The 16,113-nt window shown below is 35.6% G+C and carries 19 protein-coding genes; 14 read left to right on the plus strand and 5 right to left on the minus strand.

Going from position 1 to position 16,113, the window contains the following annotated elements; genetic code table 11:
- Window positions 1-165 precede the first annotated feature (165 nt).
- From PLR68_00690 to PLR68_00715, 6 genes are all read left to right on the plus strand, one after another.
- Window positions 166-741 carry an ImmA/IrrE family metallo-endopeptidase gene (locus tag PLR68_00690; protein HOW60260.1) on the plus strand — a complete coding sequence of 192 codons (576 nt, stop codon included), beginning with the start codon at window positions 166-168 and terminating at the stop codon, window positions 739-741.
- 219 nt (window positions 742-960) lie between these two features.
- Window positions 961-1,077, plus strand: a complete 117-nt coding sequence (locus PLR68_00695; protein HOW60261.1) for a multidrug transporter — start codon at window positions 961-963, stop codon at window positions 1,075-1,077.
- 159 nt (window positions 1,078-1,236) lie between these two features.
- Window positions 1,237-1,977 carry an arsenite methyltransferase gene (arsM, locus tag PLR68_00700; protein HOW60262.1) on the plus strand — a complete coding sequence of 247 codons (741 nt, stop codon included), beginning with the start codon at window positions 1,237-1,239 and terminating at the stop codon, window positions 1,975-1,977.
- A gap of 3 nt (window positions 1,978-1,980) precedes the next feature.
- Window positions 1,981-3,009 carry a metallophosphoesterase gene (locus PLR68_00705; protein HOW60263.1) on the plus strand — a complete coding sequence of 343 codons (1,029 nt, stop codon included), beginning with the start codon at window positions 1,981-1,983 and terminating at the stop codon, window positions 3,007-3,009.
- A gap of 476 nt (window positions 3,010-3,485) precedes the next feature.
- A complete protein-coding gene (locus PLR68_00710; GenBank protein ID HOW60264.1) occupies window positions 3,486-4,064 on the plus strand; it encodes a hypothetical protein in 579 nt (192 codons plus the stop codon).
- A 27-nt stretch (window positions 4,065-4,091) separates the two neighbouring features.
- Window positions 4,092-4,841: a PD-(D/E)XK nuclease family protein gene (locus tag PLR68_00715; GenBank protein HOW60265.1), complete on the plus strand. Its 750-nt coding sequence runs from the start codon at window positions 4,092-4,094 to the stop codon at window positions 4,839-4,841.
- Between the two features lie 161 nt (window positions 4,842-5,002).
- Here PLR68_00715 and PLR68_00720 read toward each other — a convergent pair whose 3' ends face one another.
- Window positions 5,003-5,251, minus strand: coding sequence for a hypothetical protein (locus tag PLR68_00720; protein HOW60266.1), 249 nt, complete (start codon window positions 5,249-5,251; stop codon window positions 5,003-5,005).
- A gap of 53 nt (window positions 5,252-5,304) precedes the next feature.
- Between PLR68_00720 and PLR68_00725 the strand changes: the two genes are divergently transcribed.
- The 8 genes from PLR68_00725 to PLR68_00760 all read left to right on the plus strand — a co-directional run bounded on the left by PLR68_00725 (window position 5,305) and on the right by PLR68_00760 (window position 12,916).
- On the plus strand, window positions 5,305-5,709 hold the full coding sequence (locus PLR68_00725; protein HOW60267.1) for a tryptophan-rich sensory protein: 405 nt from the start codon (window positions 5,305-5,307) through the stop codon (window positions 5,707-5,709).
- Window positions 5,710-5,721: 12 nt separating this feature from the next.
- Window positions 5,722-6,066: a pyrimidine dimer DNA glycosylase/endonuclease V gene (locus PLR68_00730; GenBank protein ID HOW60268.1), complete on the plus strand. Its 345-nt coding sequence runs from the start codon at window positions 5,722-5,724 to the stop codon at window positions 6,064-6,066.
- Window positions 6,067-6,138: 72 nt separating this feature from the next.
- The gene (locus PLR68_00735; GenBank protein HOW60269.1) at window positions 6,139-7,197 is read left to right on the plus strand and encodes a hypothetical protein; all 1,059 of its coding nucleotides are present in this window, start codon (window positions 6,139-6,141) and stop codon (window positions 7,195-7,197) included.
- 28 nt (window positions 7,198-7,225) lie between these two features.
- Window positions 7,226-7,804, plus strand: a complete 579-nt coding sequence (locus tag PLR68_00740; protein ID HOW60270.1) for a lipoprotein — start codon at window positions 7,226-7,228, stop codon at window positions 7,802-7,804.
- A gap of 20 nt (window positions 7,805-7,824) precedes the next feature.
- Complete coding sequence (locus PLR68_00745; protein HOW60271.1) at window positions 7,825-8,340, plus strand: Gmad2 immunoglobulin-like domain-containing protein; 516 nt, start codon at window positions 7,825-7,827, stop codon at window positions 8,338-8,340.
- A 499-nt stretch (window positions 8,341-8,839) separates the two neighbouring features.
- Window positions 8,840-9,379, plus strand: coding sequence for an RNA 2',3'-cyclic phosphodiesterase (thpR, locus tag PLR68_00750; protein HOW60272.1), 540 nt, complete (start codon window positions 8,840-8,842; stop codon window positions 9,377-9,379).
- Between the two features lie 7 nt (window positions 9,380-9,386).
- Complete coding sequence (gene gltX, locus PLR68_00755) at window positions 9,387-11,582, plus strand: glutamate--tRNA ligase (protein ID HOW60273.1); 2,196 nt, start codon at window positions 9,387-9,389, stop codon at window positions 11,580-11,582.
- A 14-nt stretch (window positions 11,583-11,596) separates the two neighbouring features.
- Complete coding sequence (locus PLR68_00760; GenBank protein HOW60274.1) at window positions 11,597-12,916, plus strand: C39 family peptidase; 1,320 nt, start codon at window positions 11,597-11,599, stop codon at window positions 12,914-12,916.
- Between the two features lie 675 nt (window positions 12,917-13,591).
- On the opposite strand, the gene PLR68_00765 is transcribed toward PLR68_00760, so the two are convergent.
- Genes PLR68_00765 through PLR68_00780 form a run of 4 tightly spaced genes read right to left on the minus strand, consistent with a single transcriptional unit; the run spans window position 13,592 to window position 16,071 of the window.
- The gene (locus PLR68_00765) at window positions 13,592-14,005 is read right to left on the minus strand and encodes a GNAT family N-acetyltransferase (protein HOW60275.1); all 414 of its coding nucleotides are present in this window, start codon (window positions 14,003-14,005) and stop codon (window positions 13,592-13,594) included.
- Complete coding sequence (locus PLR68_00770) at window positions 13,983-14,414, minus strand: iron-sulfur cluster assembly scaffold protein (GenBank protein ID HOW60276.1); 432 nt, start codon at window positions 14,412-14,414, stop codon at window positions 13,983-13,985. Before PLR68_00770 ends, PLR68_00765 begins: the two co-directional genes overlap by 23 nt.
- A 13-nt stretch (window positions 14,415-14,427) precedes the next feature.
- Complete coding sequence (locus tag PLR68_00775; protein ID HOW60277.1) at window positions 14,428-15,657, minus strand: cysteine desulfurase family protein; 1,230 nt, start codon at window positions 15,655-15,657, stop codon at window positions 14,428-14,430.
- 24 nt (window positions 15,658-15,681) lie between these two features.
- Window positions 15,682-16,071 carry an Rrf2 family transcriptional regulator gene (locus tag PLR68_00780; protein ID HOW60278.1) on the minus strand — a complete coding sequence of 130 codons (390 nt, stop codon included), beginning with the start codon at window positions 16,069-16,071 and terminating at the stop codon, window positions 15,682-15,684.
- Between the last annotated feature and the right edge of the window lie 42 nt (window positions 16,072-16,113).

Consider the following 16,113-nt stretch of genomic DNA (forward strand, 5'->3'; position numbering starts at 1 on the left):
TGATATAATAGAAAAAAGGAAAGTGGAAAAATTGCCGCAATTCCAAACACAAAAACGAAAGAATTTTATTAATTAGTCCGGCATTCTGACAAATACCAAATCGAAACCAAAAAGAACTTAATATTTTTAAAGTCCAGTTTGATTTTAAAGAGGAAGTTGAAAAGTATGTTTGTGACAGCACATATTTTTCAATTTCCTTTTTTTTGTTTAAAAATATATTCCATGAACAATTATGAGATAATTAATATCAAGGCAGAACATATCGCTTTAGATATTTATAAAATTACAAAAGAAATTCCATCATCTATAATCTCACTGGTTAAATGGGTAGAGGAAGCTTTTGATGTAAAAATAGGTAGCATATCTTATACTGCAAATCTTAGTAATGGTCATTCCGGACTTGTTTATTTTGATCCAGCAACACAAACTTATAAGATTTGGTTAAATGCAAAAGAACCAGAATTTAGGCAAAGATTTACTTTATGTCATGAAATTGCTCATATTATAAGAAATAAAGATTTAAAGTATGGATTATCTGATGGGGATATATATTCCAAATGGGGAGAAGAAAGATTTTGTAATCGATTTGCAGCTGCATATTTAATGCCAGCGGAATTATTTATTCAGAAATGGAGGACAGTAAAGGAACCTATTTTTTTAAAGAAAGCAAGGCTGTCTAGTTTGTTTAAAGTATCTGGCGAGGCAGTATATATTAGGGCACAAGAATTAAAATTGGTTTAATTTTTTTATTCTAAAAAGGAGGTGAAAATAAAATGACGAAGAAAAAAGCAAAAAAGAAAGTTGCAAAAAGTTCAGGCAGTTTTTTATTAAGGTCTTCAAGAAGAATTAAAAGATATGTTTGCCCAAACTGTAATTCTGACAAGCCAACGGTACGAGGAAAATGTCCAATATGTGGATATAGGGGATAATTTTTTAATTATAGAAAGGTAGGTGATAAAAATGGAAAAAAGATATAGAAGTGCTAAAACAGGGCTCTATGTTTCTGAGGAATATGCGAAAAAACATAAAGACACAACAGTTGCAGAAACGGATAAAAAGCCAAAAAAGAAAAAATAAAGGTCTCCTTGGAAAATGCGACTGAGTCGGACGCGTTTGATCGGCATAATTATTTGCTGAGATGACGGCCTAAAAGCGCAACCTTCTACAAAAACACCGCTATCGCGGTTGTTTTTGTTTGGTGATATAATCAAGGCAGGCAAAAATTAAAGTAATTTTATGCAGAATGATGAAGTAAAAAAAATTGTAAAAGAGAGTTATACAAAAATCGCCAAGGGCAGCGGGTATTCTTGCTGCGGGGCGAAAAAGGAACAGGAAAGAATTGCCGAAGAAATCGGCTATGCCAAAGAAGATATCGCCAAATTTTCCGAAGCGAATTTGGGACTGGGTTGCGGCAATCCGGTGGCTATGGCGGAAATGAAAGAAGGGGATGTTGTTTTGGATTTGGGATCAGGCGCGGGATTCGATTGTTTTCTGGCAGCCAGAAGAGTGAAAGAAACAGGCAAAGTGATTGGGGTGGATATGGTTCCGGAAATGGTGGACAAAGCCAAAGCGAACAGCGAAAAATATGGATACGAAAATGTTGAATTTAAACTAGGCGAGATTGAAAGCTTGCCGGTGGAAGATAATTCGGTGGATATAATTATCAGCAACTGCGTGATTAATTTATCACCTGACAAAGATAAAGTTTTTGCCGAAGCTTATCGAGTTTTAAAAAGCGGAGGAAAAATGTTTGTTTCCGATATTGTTCTGCTTCAGGAATTGCCGGAAGAAATTAAAAATAATAAAGAACTTTTATCCGGCTGTGTAGCAGGAGCGCTTCTCAAAGATGACTATGTTTCAAAAATTAAAAATGCCGGTTTTGCAGTCGAAATACTTTCGGAAGATTTGGATATCAGCAAAAAACAATATTCCGGCATGCCGCTGGAAAGTTTGAAAATAAAAGCGATTAAAAATTAATATATGAGTAAAAAAATTTTTATTATTGTTTTGCCTTTACTGATACTGGCAATTTTTGCCGTTGGTTTTTTTTGGGGGCGCACTGAAATAATAAAAAAAGAAAATATTACGAAGCAGGAAAATGTTGTCCAAAAAGCAGCCGAAGAAGAGGTGCCGGTCAATGTGGTTCAGGAAACAGTCGTGCCGGAAATCCCTGTTATTATTCCGGAAGAAGAAAAAAGTGAAAATTCAGAAAATAAATTTACGTTTGCAAAACTCGGAGACACGCAAAGATTCAACGTGAACGATAAAAACGGAGCATTGCAGAAAGCTGTTGCAGAAATAAAAAAGCAAAACGTTGATTTTGTGGTTTCAACAGGAGACATCATTTCCGGTTGCGGATCTGAATGCGCGGAAAAATTAAAAAACTGGAAAAATGTTATGGGTCCTTTGGCGGGGAAAATATATGTGGCTATGGGTAATCATGACAGATCTGATGAAAATAAATCCGACAAAGTTTTTCAGGATTCTTTCAATTTTCCAACCAATGGTCCAAGCGGTTATTCTGAATTAGTCTATTCTTTCGACTATAAAAATTCCCACTTCGTTTTTCTCAATAGTGAAAAACCGGAAGAAAATTTGATTGATTCCAAGCAGCGCAATTGGCTGGAAAGTGATTTGGCAGCGACGCGGAAGGAGAATAAATTTATTTTTTTCCATGCCCCGGCCTATCCGCTCAGCAGCAAGATTGGTGAAAGTCTGGATGAGCATAAGAAAGACCGGGATGCGCTTTGGGCCATCTTCAAAAAATATAACGTGACGGCCGTTTTCAATGGCCATGAGCATATTCATAGTCGCAGAAATGTTGAGGGTATTTGGCAATTTGATTTTGGCAATACAGACTCTTTTGATCATGAATTGCCAAAATCAGGGGCGGATTTCTCTTATAGAGGACAAGCTTTCGGAATTGTGGAAGTTAATGGAAGAAACATTAAGGTTAAAACCATTTCCGTGGATGGAAAAATCATCAATGAATTTTCTTTTTCCAAGTAATTCCAAATTTTTTTGTTCATATATTTTGACAAGCAGGCAATACGGTGCTATTTTAATTGGTTCCTTTATAATTTATAAAAATAAAACAATTATCAATGGATAATGAAAGGGGGTTCCAGATGCGATTAAAGGGGCTGTTTAAAAAAGAAACAAGCATGAATTCGAGGGCAATAGGCATGATGCACGAGGAATTCAATGGACTATTGGACAATGAGCGATTCATCCATTACGTGGGAATGACAAAACCTTTTACACCTGGCGTCAGAGAATGCATGTTTACCGTGCAGTACAGGCATTTTAATCCGCAAAGCCAGCAGAGCGCGCTTTTTTTTATGCACACGATCCGTTGGGCTGGTAAGTTAATTTTCCAATGAAACGCCAAAAAGGCCGCATGACAAATTCAAAGCGGCCTTTTTCATTTGGTGCTATAATAAAAGCAGTGCAGAAATGATTAAATAATTAAATCGGGAAAAAATATGAAGCATAAAGATAAGTTTAACGAGATTTCTTTTATGACTGGCAAAAACAAAACTGCACTTAGCCATTTAGGTGAGTGGTCCGTAGTTGATTTTGATAAGATGAAAGATAATAAAGGTAAGGTATATTATGCGAAAAAATTAAAAGACCTTCTATGTTATCGGGAAAAAATTAAACGGCCGCTTTTTACTAGAATTGGAAACTTCGATGTCTGCTATTATTTACCGGTTATTTTATATAATCCAAAAACCATGCAGTCCATAATGACTTTAGCTGTGGCCGATACCGGTGCTGATTCCTCTTCTTTCAGCAGTGAAATAGCTGAAGCAATCGGAATTGATTGGAAAAAAGGGAAAAAGGTCAAAGGTTTCGAAAGCGAAAGGCTCATTCCATTTTACGCTTATCGAGTCAAGATTCTCATGAGTATTTTAAATGATAAAAATATTTATGAAGAAAAAATTGATTTTACAGAAAAAAAGCATGCGGTTAATATAGTAGGTTATATTGGTTTTTTTAATCATTATGAGGTTGTTTTTCATCCCAAGTACAGAATGAAATATAAGTTTATAAATAAATAATTAATTATTTACTCATTTTTAAGGTATATGTCTGAATATTATAATCCAAACAGGGATGCTTCCTGGAACTACGGAGGAAAAAATTGGAAATTGAGCCGATCAAAAATCGATTTGTTTCTGGAATGTCCGAGATGTTTTTATCTGGACAACAAACTGGGTGTGAAACGAGTGCCAGGATTTCCGTTTTCCATAAACAGTGCAGTGGACTATCTTTTGAAGCAGGAATTCGATTCCTATCGGGTAAAAAATGAGCAGCATCCTCTGCAGAAAGAATATGGCATTGATGCCCGGCCGATGTCGCATGCCGAACTTGATGAGTGGCGGAGAAATTTCGGCGGCGTGAAATATCTGCATGAACCGACCGAACTTCTGGTTACAGGCGCGATTGACGATTTGTGGATCAATGGTAAAGAAGAATACATTGTCGTTGACTACAAGGCGACAGCCAAGGATGAAGCAGTCAAAGCTCTGGACAAGGAATGGCAAAATGGCTACAAGCGCCAAATGGAAATCTATCAGTGGCTCTTGCGTCAGAATGGCCTGAAAGTTTCCGATACCGGCTATTTTGTTTATTGCACAGGTAAAATGGACCGACAGGCTTTTGATAAAAAAATAGAGTTTGATATTAATTTGATTGAACATAAGGGCGATGATTCCTGGGTGGAAAAAACGCTTTTTGAAATCAAAAAATGCCTGGACAGCGATCGGATTCCAAAATCAGGAGCGGATTGCGACCATTGTGCCTATTGGAACGCCAGAAATAAAATAGAAAAATAATTAATAAATAAAAATATGAAATATAAAAATTTCAAAGTTTTCTTTCTAATTTTTTCAGTGGCAGGATTTTTATTTTCAGGATATATGAGTTGGATTAAAATGTTTTCTTCTGTCTGTGCTTTCGGAGAAACATGCCCGCTGTTTCTGGGATTCCCAGCTTGTTATTTCGGATTTATAATGTTCTGCTTATTGCTTATTTTTTCTTTGCTTCTGTTTTTCAATAAATGGAATGTCGAATCTTTGTCAAAATCACTATTCTTTTCTTCATTTGCCGGTGTAATTTTTTCTGGATATTTTTCGATAGGGGAATTGCCTTTATTTTTGCAGAATGGACCAAGCGCATACTTTTTCGGCCTTCCAACTTGTGTCATGGGTTTTTTATTTTTTATTGCTATTTTTATCGTTTCCATAATTTTTAGAAAAGCTCTTTTAGTTTCTGCTTAATAAATTAATAAATAAAAATATGAACAACGCATACAATTGGTATTCAACTTTAATAAAGCCATCCTGGTCTCCGCCCAGCTGGATTTTCGGTCCCGTCTGGACAGTTTTATATATCATCATAGCGTTCACATTCGGGACGGTTTTTTTGAAAACTTTCACCGGCAAATTGCCTTGGATGGTGGCTTTGCCCTTTGCGCTCAATCTGGTTTTCAATTTTGCTTTCACTCCTTTACAGTTCGGACTCAAAAATAACTATCTGGCTGCGGGCGACATTCTGCTGGTTTTGGGAACTCTTATTTGGGCGCTGATCGCTATCTGGCCGCATTATCGCTGGATTGTCTATGCTAATGTTCCTTATTTTCTCTGGGTTTCTTTTGCTACAGTCTTGCAGCTGACAATAACTTATCTGAATTTAGGCAAATAATTCTATCTAATTATGCGGGTTTGGGACATACATCCAAAACATCTTTGCCGGAAACACCTTTTGGCGGAACACAGGGAACTTCATGGTCTTTGGAATATTCTGACCAAGCACGGCGGAAAAGGCGGATATTCCCGCCATCCGGAAACGCTCCGATGGGTCGGCAAACAGAAGGCGCTTTTTGAAAGGCACGAGACCCTGATCCGGGAATTTTTGCGGCGCGGCTATCATCATCATTCTCCCTTGGACAAAAAACTGGCTGTCGGACAAGGCGGACAAAAAGTTTTCATCAACACCATTGCGGAGCAGAAAATAATTCTCCGCAAGAAACCCTGTGACTGCTTCCTGCATCTCAAATAAATCATTGGATGACTCCTTTTCAAAAAAACTAAAAAATCATATAATTTAAACATAATTTTAAAAAACAAAAATATGCTTAACAAAAAAATCGCCAGCGAAATTGCAATCGGAATTATTTTGCTCGTGGCTATTATTATCGGTGCAATTTTCTGGTGGCAGGGAAAAAGCATCAGCCAACAGCCGATAGTAAACAATAATAAATCAGTAAAACCAGTTGCAAATCAGATAGTGGTTGATGAAATTGCAGGTTGGCAGACATATGCAAATGCAGAATATGGATTCGAGTTTAAATATCCAAAAGATTGGAAAGCAAACATTGCATCTGATGGCGTTGCAGAAAATTGTAACAATGGAAAAACTTCTTGCAGTAATTTGGAGCCTGAAAAACAGAAGGCTTGTGGCAATATTGAGGGAGGGGATTACAGCTGCACGGATAGCATAAATTTTGGAATTATAAAAAATGAGAAAAAATTGCAGGTGAGAGATTTTTTAAGCGAAGAATATGGCTGGGATAAGGAAAGCGGAATAATAAAGAATAATGATATTCAAGAGACAAAATTCGGAAATGGGTTTGCATACAGATTTATAGAAATAAGCGGTTTTGACGGATCAGAGTACTCTAATTTTTGGGTAACGCTTGACGATGGAAATTTTTTCAATATGGTAGGCATCCATCTGGATGCAGATGAAAATAAAATATTTAACCAGATTATTTCTACATTTAAATTTACGGATACAATAAATGCACAAGCTGATTGGCGTATATATAAAAATAAAGAATACGGGTTTGAAATTACTTTTACTGATGCGTGGAAGGGTTATAAAACTGAAAAAGAAGACGTTATTGGTGGAATTGCAGAAACAATAGCTATTCAGTTGCCGACTAAGGATCCAAAATGGTCAAATTCTGGATATATGGCAATACCTCTAAGAATTCTTATATATACTCCGCAGAATTGGCCAATGGCGTCATCAGATAATTTTTCTCCCAAATATATTACAAAAAATGATAAATATGTTTTTGCTTACTCTTCATGGCAGAATGTCCCCAGCGATTTAGGGAGCAGCAATGCAGAAGCCAGCAAAGCATTTCAATTTAACGAGGTCATTTCAAGCTTCAAACTGGACTAGCTAGCTAATAATTAAATAAGTAAAAAATATGAAAAAAAATCTTATTTTACCAGTATTAATTTTAGTAGCAGTTTTTGTTCTTTCGGGTTGCGGGCAAAAAAGCGAAACTTCTTCCGGTTCAAAAACGAACAGCGGTGAAACTAGCGCCAAAGAAGATGCAAAAGCGGGTGGCATTGCGGATATTTGCAATTATTTTCCGAAAGAGATAGTGGAAAGCGCCTTGGGAAAATCAATCGCTAAAGTCGAAAAATCAGATCTTGTTGATCCAACTTGCTATTATTACACTAAGTATGAAGATGGCTATGAAAAGAGTTATTCCGGAGCCAAGAAACCGGGCGGACCAAAAATCGTAGTTGTATATGACACTAAAGATTTTGCCAAAGACAGAATTTCAAATGAAAAGGGCGGCAGTAAATACACGAATGATTCTTCCATTGGCATGGATAATTTCGTGGTCCGCAATAATGTGAACAAAATCTGGCTGGTTGCTCTGTCATTGGGCGATGACAAATATATCAGAATGAAAGCTATTGATGATGCGGTGACTGGAGAAGAACTAGTCAAAATTGCCAAAAAATTTGCAGAAAAAATCCAAAGTGCAAAATAATATTACAAACCTATATTCATATGAAAAAAACATCCCTGATAATTATTGGTGCAGTTGCCTTATTGTTTTTGATCATTCTGGCCGTCAGATTTTTTAGCGGTCCAGAAGATGGATGGGTTTGCAATGAGAATAAATGGGTTAAACATGGCAATCCTTCTGCTCCAATGCCCAAAGAACCTTGTGGGAAAATCTCTTCCAGTCAGCCGGAACAAAAACAGCCAGAAACCTTGCGGGTTTATTTTCCCAAATCAAATGATAAAATTACAAGTCCAGTCATAGTTTCTGGCCAGGCCAGTGGCTGGTATTTTGAAGGAACTTTTCCTGTAAAAATCGTGGATGAAAAAGGAAAAGAATTAGGGAAGGGAAATGTGGTTTCCCTGGATGGAAACTGGATGACAACTGAATTCGTGCCTTTTAAAGGAAGCATTAACTTTAGTGCCGAAGGTGCGAAGAGCGGAAAAATTATCTTTGAAAAAGATAATCCATCCGGCCTTCCACAGAACGCCGAATCATATTCTTTGCCTGTAAATTTCTAAAGATTTTTACTGTTTACAATAAATAATATTTAGCCTATAATATTGGGATGTTCTTTTAATAATAAATCCAAAAGGAGAATCTAATGGAAAAAATCAAACAGTGGAAAACAAGCATCATAATTCAGGTGCTGGAAAAGATAATAAGAGTTTTTGAAATAAAGTTAAAAATTTACGCAATATTCTTTTAAGTCAGAAACAGGAGGTGCCAATGTTGTATGTTGTAAAATTAAAACTCGGATACGAAGTAATAACTGATGTGCCATATCTCCGATTTTTTCCTTCGATGATATCGTACAGACCCTTGGAGGATTGAAACAGAAAAACAAACGGGAGGAGAGAAAATAGGGCTTTAAGCTGAATAGCTTTAGCCCTATTTTTATTTGCTAAAAAATTTGAAACAAGTAAATTTTACGAGAAATGCCGGGTTTTTTGTTGTAATTATGACTAAAAGATGCTATTCTGACTCCATAAAAAGGCTTTTTAAGCAATAATAAAGGTTATGCATAAGAAAAAGATATTTGTAGAAATAGCTATTCCGCAACAAATGAGGAAAAGACTTATAGAAAAGACCACCCAGTGGCCTGCTTTGCCGGTCAAATGGGTTAAGGAAAATAATTTGCACATAACCGTTTCTTTTATCGGTTATGTCGATGAAAGCATTATTCCCGAAATTTGTCAGAAAATTAGGGAAGTCACTGATAATTTTGAATCTTTTGAAATAAATTTTAACAGTATTGAACTGGGCCCTAGTACAGAAGATCCTAAAATGATTTGGCTGAGTGGAGAACCAAATCCAGAACTCGGAAGACTGAACGAGGCAATCGAAGATGCTCTTGGGATGCATCCTCAAAAACACAAAAATTTCAGGCCGCACATAACTCTGGGTAGGATAAGAAAATTAAAATGGGATGAACTTCCAAAAAAACCGGTTATTGATGAAAAAATAAATTTGGCTATGACGGCAGATTCAGTTTTTGTTATGGAAAGCAAAGGCGGAGAGTCGGAATATAATAAACTAGAAGAGTGCATTCTTTTGTGATAAGGATATGGATATTTTAGGAATCAGGATTGATAATTTTTCCAAAAAAGAAATTCTTGAAAAAATAGAATTATTTTTGAGTGACGGAAAATTCCATCAGATTGCAACTGTAAATCCAGAATTCATACTGGAAACACAAAAAGATGAAGAATTTAAAAATATTTTAAATTCTTGTGATCTTAATATTGGAGATGGGATAGGAATCAAGTTTGCTTTTTTAAGATTCGGAAAATGGCTGAAAGAAAGAATGCCAGGAGCTGACTTGATGCATGAAATTTTGAAAATTGCGGATGAAAAAAATTTTTCGGTATTTTTGGCCGTAAACAAGAACGGACTAAGTTCCTATAAAGAAGTAAAAAGTGCTTTAAGTTTGAAATACCCTAATGTACAATTTTTCGGAGATGATATTGATCCACGAAGTGTTGGTTATAAACTTCTAAATTCGGATAGTAATTTATTTTTTTGCAATTTCGGGGCTCCAGAGCAGGAAAAGTTTATTAATTCTCTGAAAAATGATATAATCGGATTGGCCATAGGAATAGGTGGCAGTTTTGATTTTATCACCGGAAAAGTGAAGCGTGCCCCAAAAATAATGCAAAATCTTGGCTTAGAATGGCTTTGGAGGCTCATTTTACAGCCAAAAAGAATAAAAAGAATAATCAATGCCGTTGTAATTTTTCCGGTAAAAATATTATTTTCCAAACAAATGAAAAGTTCAGAAAAAAAAGTAAGAGTACGTTTCGCACCGTCGCCGACCGGCTATATGCATGTCGGCAATTTCCGTACTGCGCTTTATGCCTATCTTTTTGCTAAAAAAAATAAAGGCGATTTTATTCTGAGGATTGAAGATACGGACCAAAAAAGATATGTCCAGGATGCTTTAGAAAAACTTATTGATATTATAAATTGGGCAGGCTTTGAATATTCTGAAGGAGTTTTTATTGAAAATGGAAAAGTTTTGCAGAAAGGGGATTTCGGGCCATATGTGCAATCGGAACGTCTGGATATATATAAAAAATATGCCGACGAACTTGTTGAAAGTGGCAAGGCTTATCATTGTTTCTGCACGCCGGAAAAACTTGAACAGATGAGGAATGAACAGATAGCCAGCAAACAAGCCCCGATGTATAACAAGTGTTGCCTGAAATTAAGCGTTGAAGAAACTGCCAAAAGAATCGAACAAGGAGAAAAATATGTCATCCGCCAAAAAATAAACACGGAGGGATTTACGGAATATGAAGATTTAATCCGCGGAAAAGTAAAAATAAAAAATGATTTATTGGATGACCAAGTGCTTCTTAAATCGGACGGTTATCCGACTTATAATTTTGCCAATGTCATCGATGATCATCTGATGGGGATTACTCATGTTATCCGTGGCGAGGAATATGTCTCCAGTACTCCAAAATATGTTCAATTGTACCAAAATTTTGGCTGGGAAATTCCTGAATTTGCACATTTACCGTTGCTTTTGAATTCTGACAAATCCAAACTTTCCAAACGGCAGGGGGATGTGTCGGTGGAAGATTATATCAGCAAAGGATATCTTAAAGAAGCAATCATTAATTTCGTAGCACTCTTGGGATGGAATCCAGGGGAGGGAAGTGTGCAGGAAATTTTTTCAATACAAGAATTGATTGATAAATTCGAGCTTGGAAAAGTCCATAAAGCCGGAGCGATTTTTGACCTGAAAAAATTAGACTGGATCAATGCGCAATATATTAAAAAAATGAGTGATGAAGATCTATATAAAAATGCACTGCGATTTTTTGAGAAGAAGGATTTTTATACTAATGCTCAGCAAGAAAAAAAATCAGCAGAGTATTTGAAAAAAGTTCTGACAGTAGAAAAAGACAGACTCATAAAATTTTCAGATGTCGGAGAGGAGAATAAATTTTTCTTTCAGGATATTTCGTGCAATAAAGAGATGCTGCGCTGGAAATCAATTACCGATGAGGAGATTAAAAATTCACTGGAAACTTCGGAAAAAGTCCTGGCTGGAATTTCCGGCGAGAACTGGAATTTGAAAAATTTAGAAGAGAAGCTGCTGGAAGCTGCAGGAGAAAAACGAGGGGATTTATTGTGGCCCCTTAGAGTAGCTCTAACGGGAGAAAAAAAATCACCCTCACCATTTGAAGTTGCTTGGGTGATTGGCAAAAAAGAAACATTAAAACGCATCAATCAGGCCTTGGGATTAATATAAGTTTAAAAGTGCAGATGAATATAAAAATAAAAAACAGCTTTACGGATAAAATTAAATTTCTCATGGGAGCAATGTTGTTTTTTGCTGCCTTTTTAATTTTTTGCGGGGTCAAAGCTGAGAGCATAAACAATATTTCAGGTACAGGCTCTCTTTCTGCAGATGACAAAGAAGAACTAAAAGAACTAGATGAAAAAGCCGAGACCTACAGAAAGATTATTGAGATCAAGCAAAAACAAGGAGAGACATTAAGCAACCAGATATCTATAACAGATGCCAGTATAGGGCAGATAGAAAATCAGATGAAAATGATTTCAAAACAAATCGAAGATTTAAACGACCAAATAATAAGAATACAGAAAGAGATAAAAGAAAATGAAGCTATGATTGAAGGGAATAAAGAATTGCTCGGTCAGATCATGCAGGTTTATTATGAATCAAGCAACACAAGTCCTTTTTTCACGTACCTTTCCGGCGGAAATCTGAAATCTTTTATGGTAAAAGAAGACAGGATTTCACAGACAGGAGATAAAATAAAGGAGCTGATTGATATAATCAAAAAAATCAAGGAGGATCTGAATGAAGAAAACAATCAGCTTGATCAGAAAAAAAGTGAATTTTTGAGCAAGAATCAAGAATTGCAGGAAAAAAATGATGATTTGAATTCGATAAAAGATCAAAAACAGAGTCTTCTGAGTGAAACTCAAGGCGAAGAACAGCGTTATCAGAAGCTTTTGGCTAAGATTGAAGCACAAAAGAATGAATTGTTAAACATAGATGATTATTTTTCCGCCAGCGGACTTAGTGCAGATTCATATCCCAAACCTGATTCAAAATACTTTGCTTCAACCAGCTGGTATTATTCACAATGGGACAGTAGATGGGGCAATAAAAACATAGGAAATACAAGAACTAAGATGAAAAATTACGGATGTGCAGTGACTTCTGTAGCCATGGTTTTCACTGAACATGGAGGTTCCATAACACCTGGATATCTTGCCAGTAAGCCCATATTTTATGGCGATCTTATAAACTGGCCAAGTTCATGGTCAAGTCCTAAAGTATCCTTAATTTCCAGCAAGTCTCATGGAAATGTAAGTTGGTCAACTATTGATAGCCAGATCAAAAAGGGTAATCCTGTCATTGTATATATTAAAAAAAGCAACGGCAGTCAGGGACATTATGTTGTGATTCACCATAAGGACGCAGCAGGGAAGTATGTGGTTCATGATCCATACTTTGGAGCCAATATATTCTTGGATACTTCAAGAGCTTTGGTGGGTGCCTTAGGTTCTTCCAGTAAAACTTCAATAGATCAGATGATAATATATAATTAATTTTACTTGAATCACCTATTAAAGGTTGTGCGACATAATATAATAGGTTATAAAAAAGGGAAGAATATATAGTTCTATAGCTATAAGGCAATATAAAATAAATATCTTATAAATTATTTTTAAAAGCAGCTCTTCCCTACTGATTCAGATTTTTTTAAGGTCTGATTTTTTTATTTTTTATTTCTGAAAATATTTTTTTATTTTTTTTATTTTTTTAAAAATATTTTTAAAATAATGGAAATCGGGAATACATAGACATATCTCCTGTTAGCCATTTTTGCTTCTGCCTGGTTTGAGTAGTTTTTTGGATAGGTAGATGTATGCCTCAGTGTATTCAAAATAGGTAAAGTTTTTAGAAAGAGGCAATTTCTGAAAGAAATGGGTACAAAGGAGTATACATATATGTATCTAAGAGTTGCTTGAAATTAAAAATTAAAAAATAAAAAGGTTTGGACATATGTAGATATATAGGAAACAGAGAGAAATAAGAAAAAATATTTTTATAATTTTAATTTCTGGAAAATGTAAAAAGGCTATTTAGTAAAGAGTAAAGCGGTTAAAAGGATTACTAGAGGGGTTTATATTTAGATATAATGTCGCAAAAGATATATTGTGCGACGTAGTATACATACAAAGAAAGGCCATTTTTCTGCCAAATGACCATTGTTCCCTAATTTATAGATCCATTTTAAAAACTCCGGTATTATAAATTTCAAATCCCATATTTTTGTATAAATTTCTGGCTGTTATCCTTTTGGGATTGCTGGTTAAATTTATTTTTTTTACTTTTTTATTTTTTGCTATGGCTATAAGTTCTTTTGTAAGCCTTTTCCCATGCCCCTTCCCCCTCCAGGCAGAGTCTATGACAACATCTTCTATTCTTGCCACATAACCCTCACAAGGAACTTGATGGACTATCAATGATCCGAAACCTATTACCTGTTTATTTTCTTCAATAACAATACAATTACAGCCCTTGTCTTTTATAAGGGATTTTATGTTTATCTTCGTCTCTTTTCCTGTCAGCTGGCAGAGAAGTCTTTCAACTCTCTTCTTGTCTTGATGTTTAAGTTTTCTTAATTTTGCCATAGTTTTTGTTTGATGTTTTTTTATTACGGTACTTATAATTTTCAATCGCTTTATGAAGTGCGTCAGCGGCCAGATTGCTGCAATGCAGTTTTGCTGCTGGTAAACCGCCAAGTTCATCAGCGACTTGCTTGTTTGTGATAGTCATAACTTCGTCCAGGCTTTTGCCTTTGGACATTTCGGTGGCAATGGAAGATGTGGAAATAGCTGCACCGCAACCTAAAGTTTCAAATTTAACATCTTTAATTATTTCCCCACCTTTCTTATTTTTGTAAACTTTTATATACATGCGCATAATGTCTCCGCATTTGGGATTTCCAACGATGCCAACTCCGTCAGGATTTTTTATTACTCCCTGATTATGCGGATGGGTAAAATGCTCTATGACTTTTTTAGAATATCTTAAATTCATAAAATTATTTTAATTATTTAAATTCTTTCATAACGTTGCCGGAAATTTTTCGCAGTCTTTTCACAATTTCCTTAAGCTTAGTTATAAAAATATCAATCTCTTTTTTAGTTGTATGCTTGCCAAATGTGACTCTAAGGCTTCCATGTGCCTGCTCATGCTTAAGTCCCAATGAGAGAAGCACATGCGATGGCTCTAGGGCTCCAGAAGAACAGGCAGAACCTGTTGAACCGGCAATTCCTTCTATGTCGAGTGAAAGAATCAAGCCCTCTCCCTCTACATCATCAAATCTGAAGTTGGCATTGTTAGGAGAACGTTTTTCAGCTGAGCCATTCAGATATGATTTTGGAATTTCTTTCAGCACTCTTTTTATTGTATAATCACGCAGACTTTTTATTTCTTTTATTTTTTTCTGCATTTCCGGAGTCTTTATCATGCTGATAGCCATGCTAAGCCCCACGATTCCCGGAACATTATGGGTTCCGGCACGCATCTTATATTCCTGATCGCCACCATCCTGGATGCGTTTTATAGGAGTTCCTTTGCGCACATAAAGCAGGCCAACGCCCTTTGGTCCGTATATTTTATGTCCGGATATGGAAAGTAGGTCTACATTGAGATCATTAACATTACAATTGAAATAATTAACTGCCTGCGTAGCGTCGGTATGAAATGATATGTGAGGCAATTTATTGCCGATTCTTTGACTATTTATTTTCTCCAGCATTTTTCCAATTTCTGCTATAGGTTGCACAGTTCCAACTTCGTTGTTTACATACATAACAGAAATAAGAATAGTGTTTGGCTGAATAGCTTTTTCAATTTCTTTTAAAGACACAATGCCATCGCGACCTGGCGAAATATATGAAATTTGGGCTAAGCCATCTTTCTCAACTATTTTGCAAGCATCTAAAATACAATGATGCTCGAATTTAGTGGTAATAATATGCGGTTTTTCTCCTGCTTTTCTGGGAATTGAATAAAAAGAGTGTATGCTTCCCTTTATGGCTAAATTATTGCTTTCTGTTGCGCCAGAAGTAAAAATAATTTCACTAGGCGAACAATTAAAAAAATTGGCGATTTCTGCGCGTGAATTATCAACAGCCTCCAAAGCTTCCTGTCCGAAACCGTGCACAGACATAGCATTGCCGAATTTTTCTGAAAAATAAGGCAACATAGCCTTTAAAACTTTTTGATCGGCTGGTGTTGTAGCTGCATAGTCTAAATAAATCCGTTTCTTATTCATAGGTTTTTTAGCATTAACTAAGAATTATTTTATTAATTCACTTAATTTTATATTGTATAAAGTCTTTCTTATTTGTTTTCCTAGTTTATCCCAGACTATGCTGGATGGACACCTTTTTTTAGCTGAACAAAACTGACCCACACATCTCATAGGAGCTATTGTTCCTTCTAATATTTCAATAATTTCCCCAACATTTATTTTTTTTGGATTTTTGGCCAGAATATATCCACCGCTCTTTCCTTTATGGCTAATCACTAAATTATTTTTATTTAGAATACCCAAAATACGTTCCAAGTATTTTTGGGAAATATTTTCTTCTTTGGCGATTTCTTTTATAGTTTTTTGTTCAGGAAAACATTTAGCCAAATTGGTTATAGCTCTCAGTCCATACCCTGCTTTAGTTGAAAATTGCATATTTAATCCCTACTAATTTAGTATGCTTTAATAATAAGACGA

The sequence above is a fragment of the Candidatus Moraniibacteriota bacterium genome, assembly GCA_035390125.1.
In the GTDB taxonomy this organism is placed as follows: domain Bacteria; phylum Patescibacteriota; class Minisyncoccia; order Moranbacterales; family GWC2-37-73; genus DAOOTD01.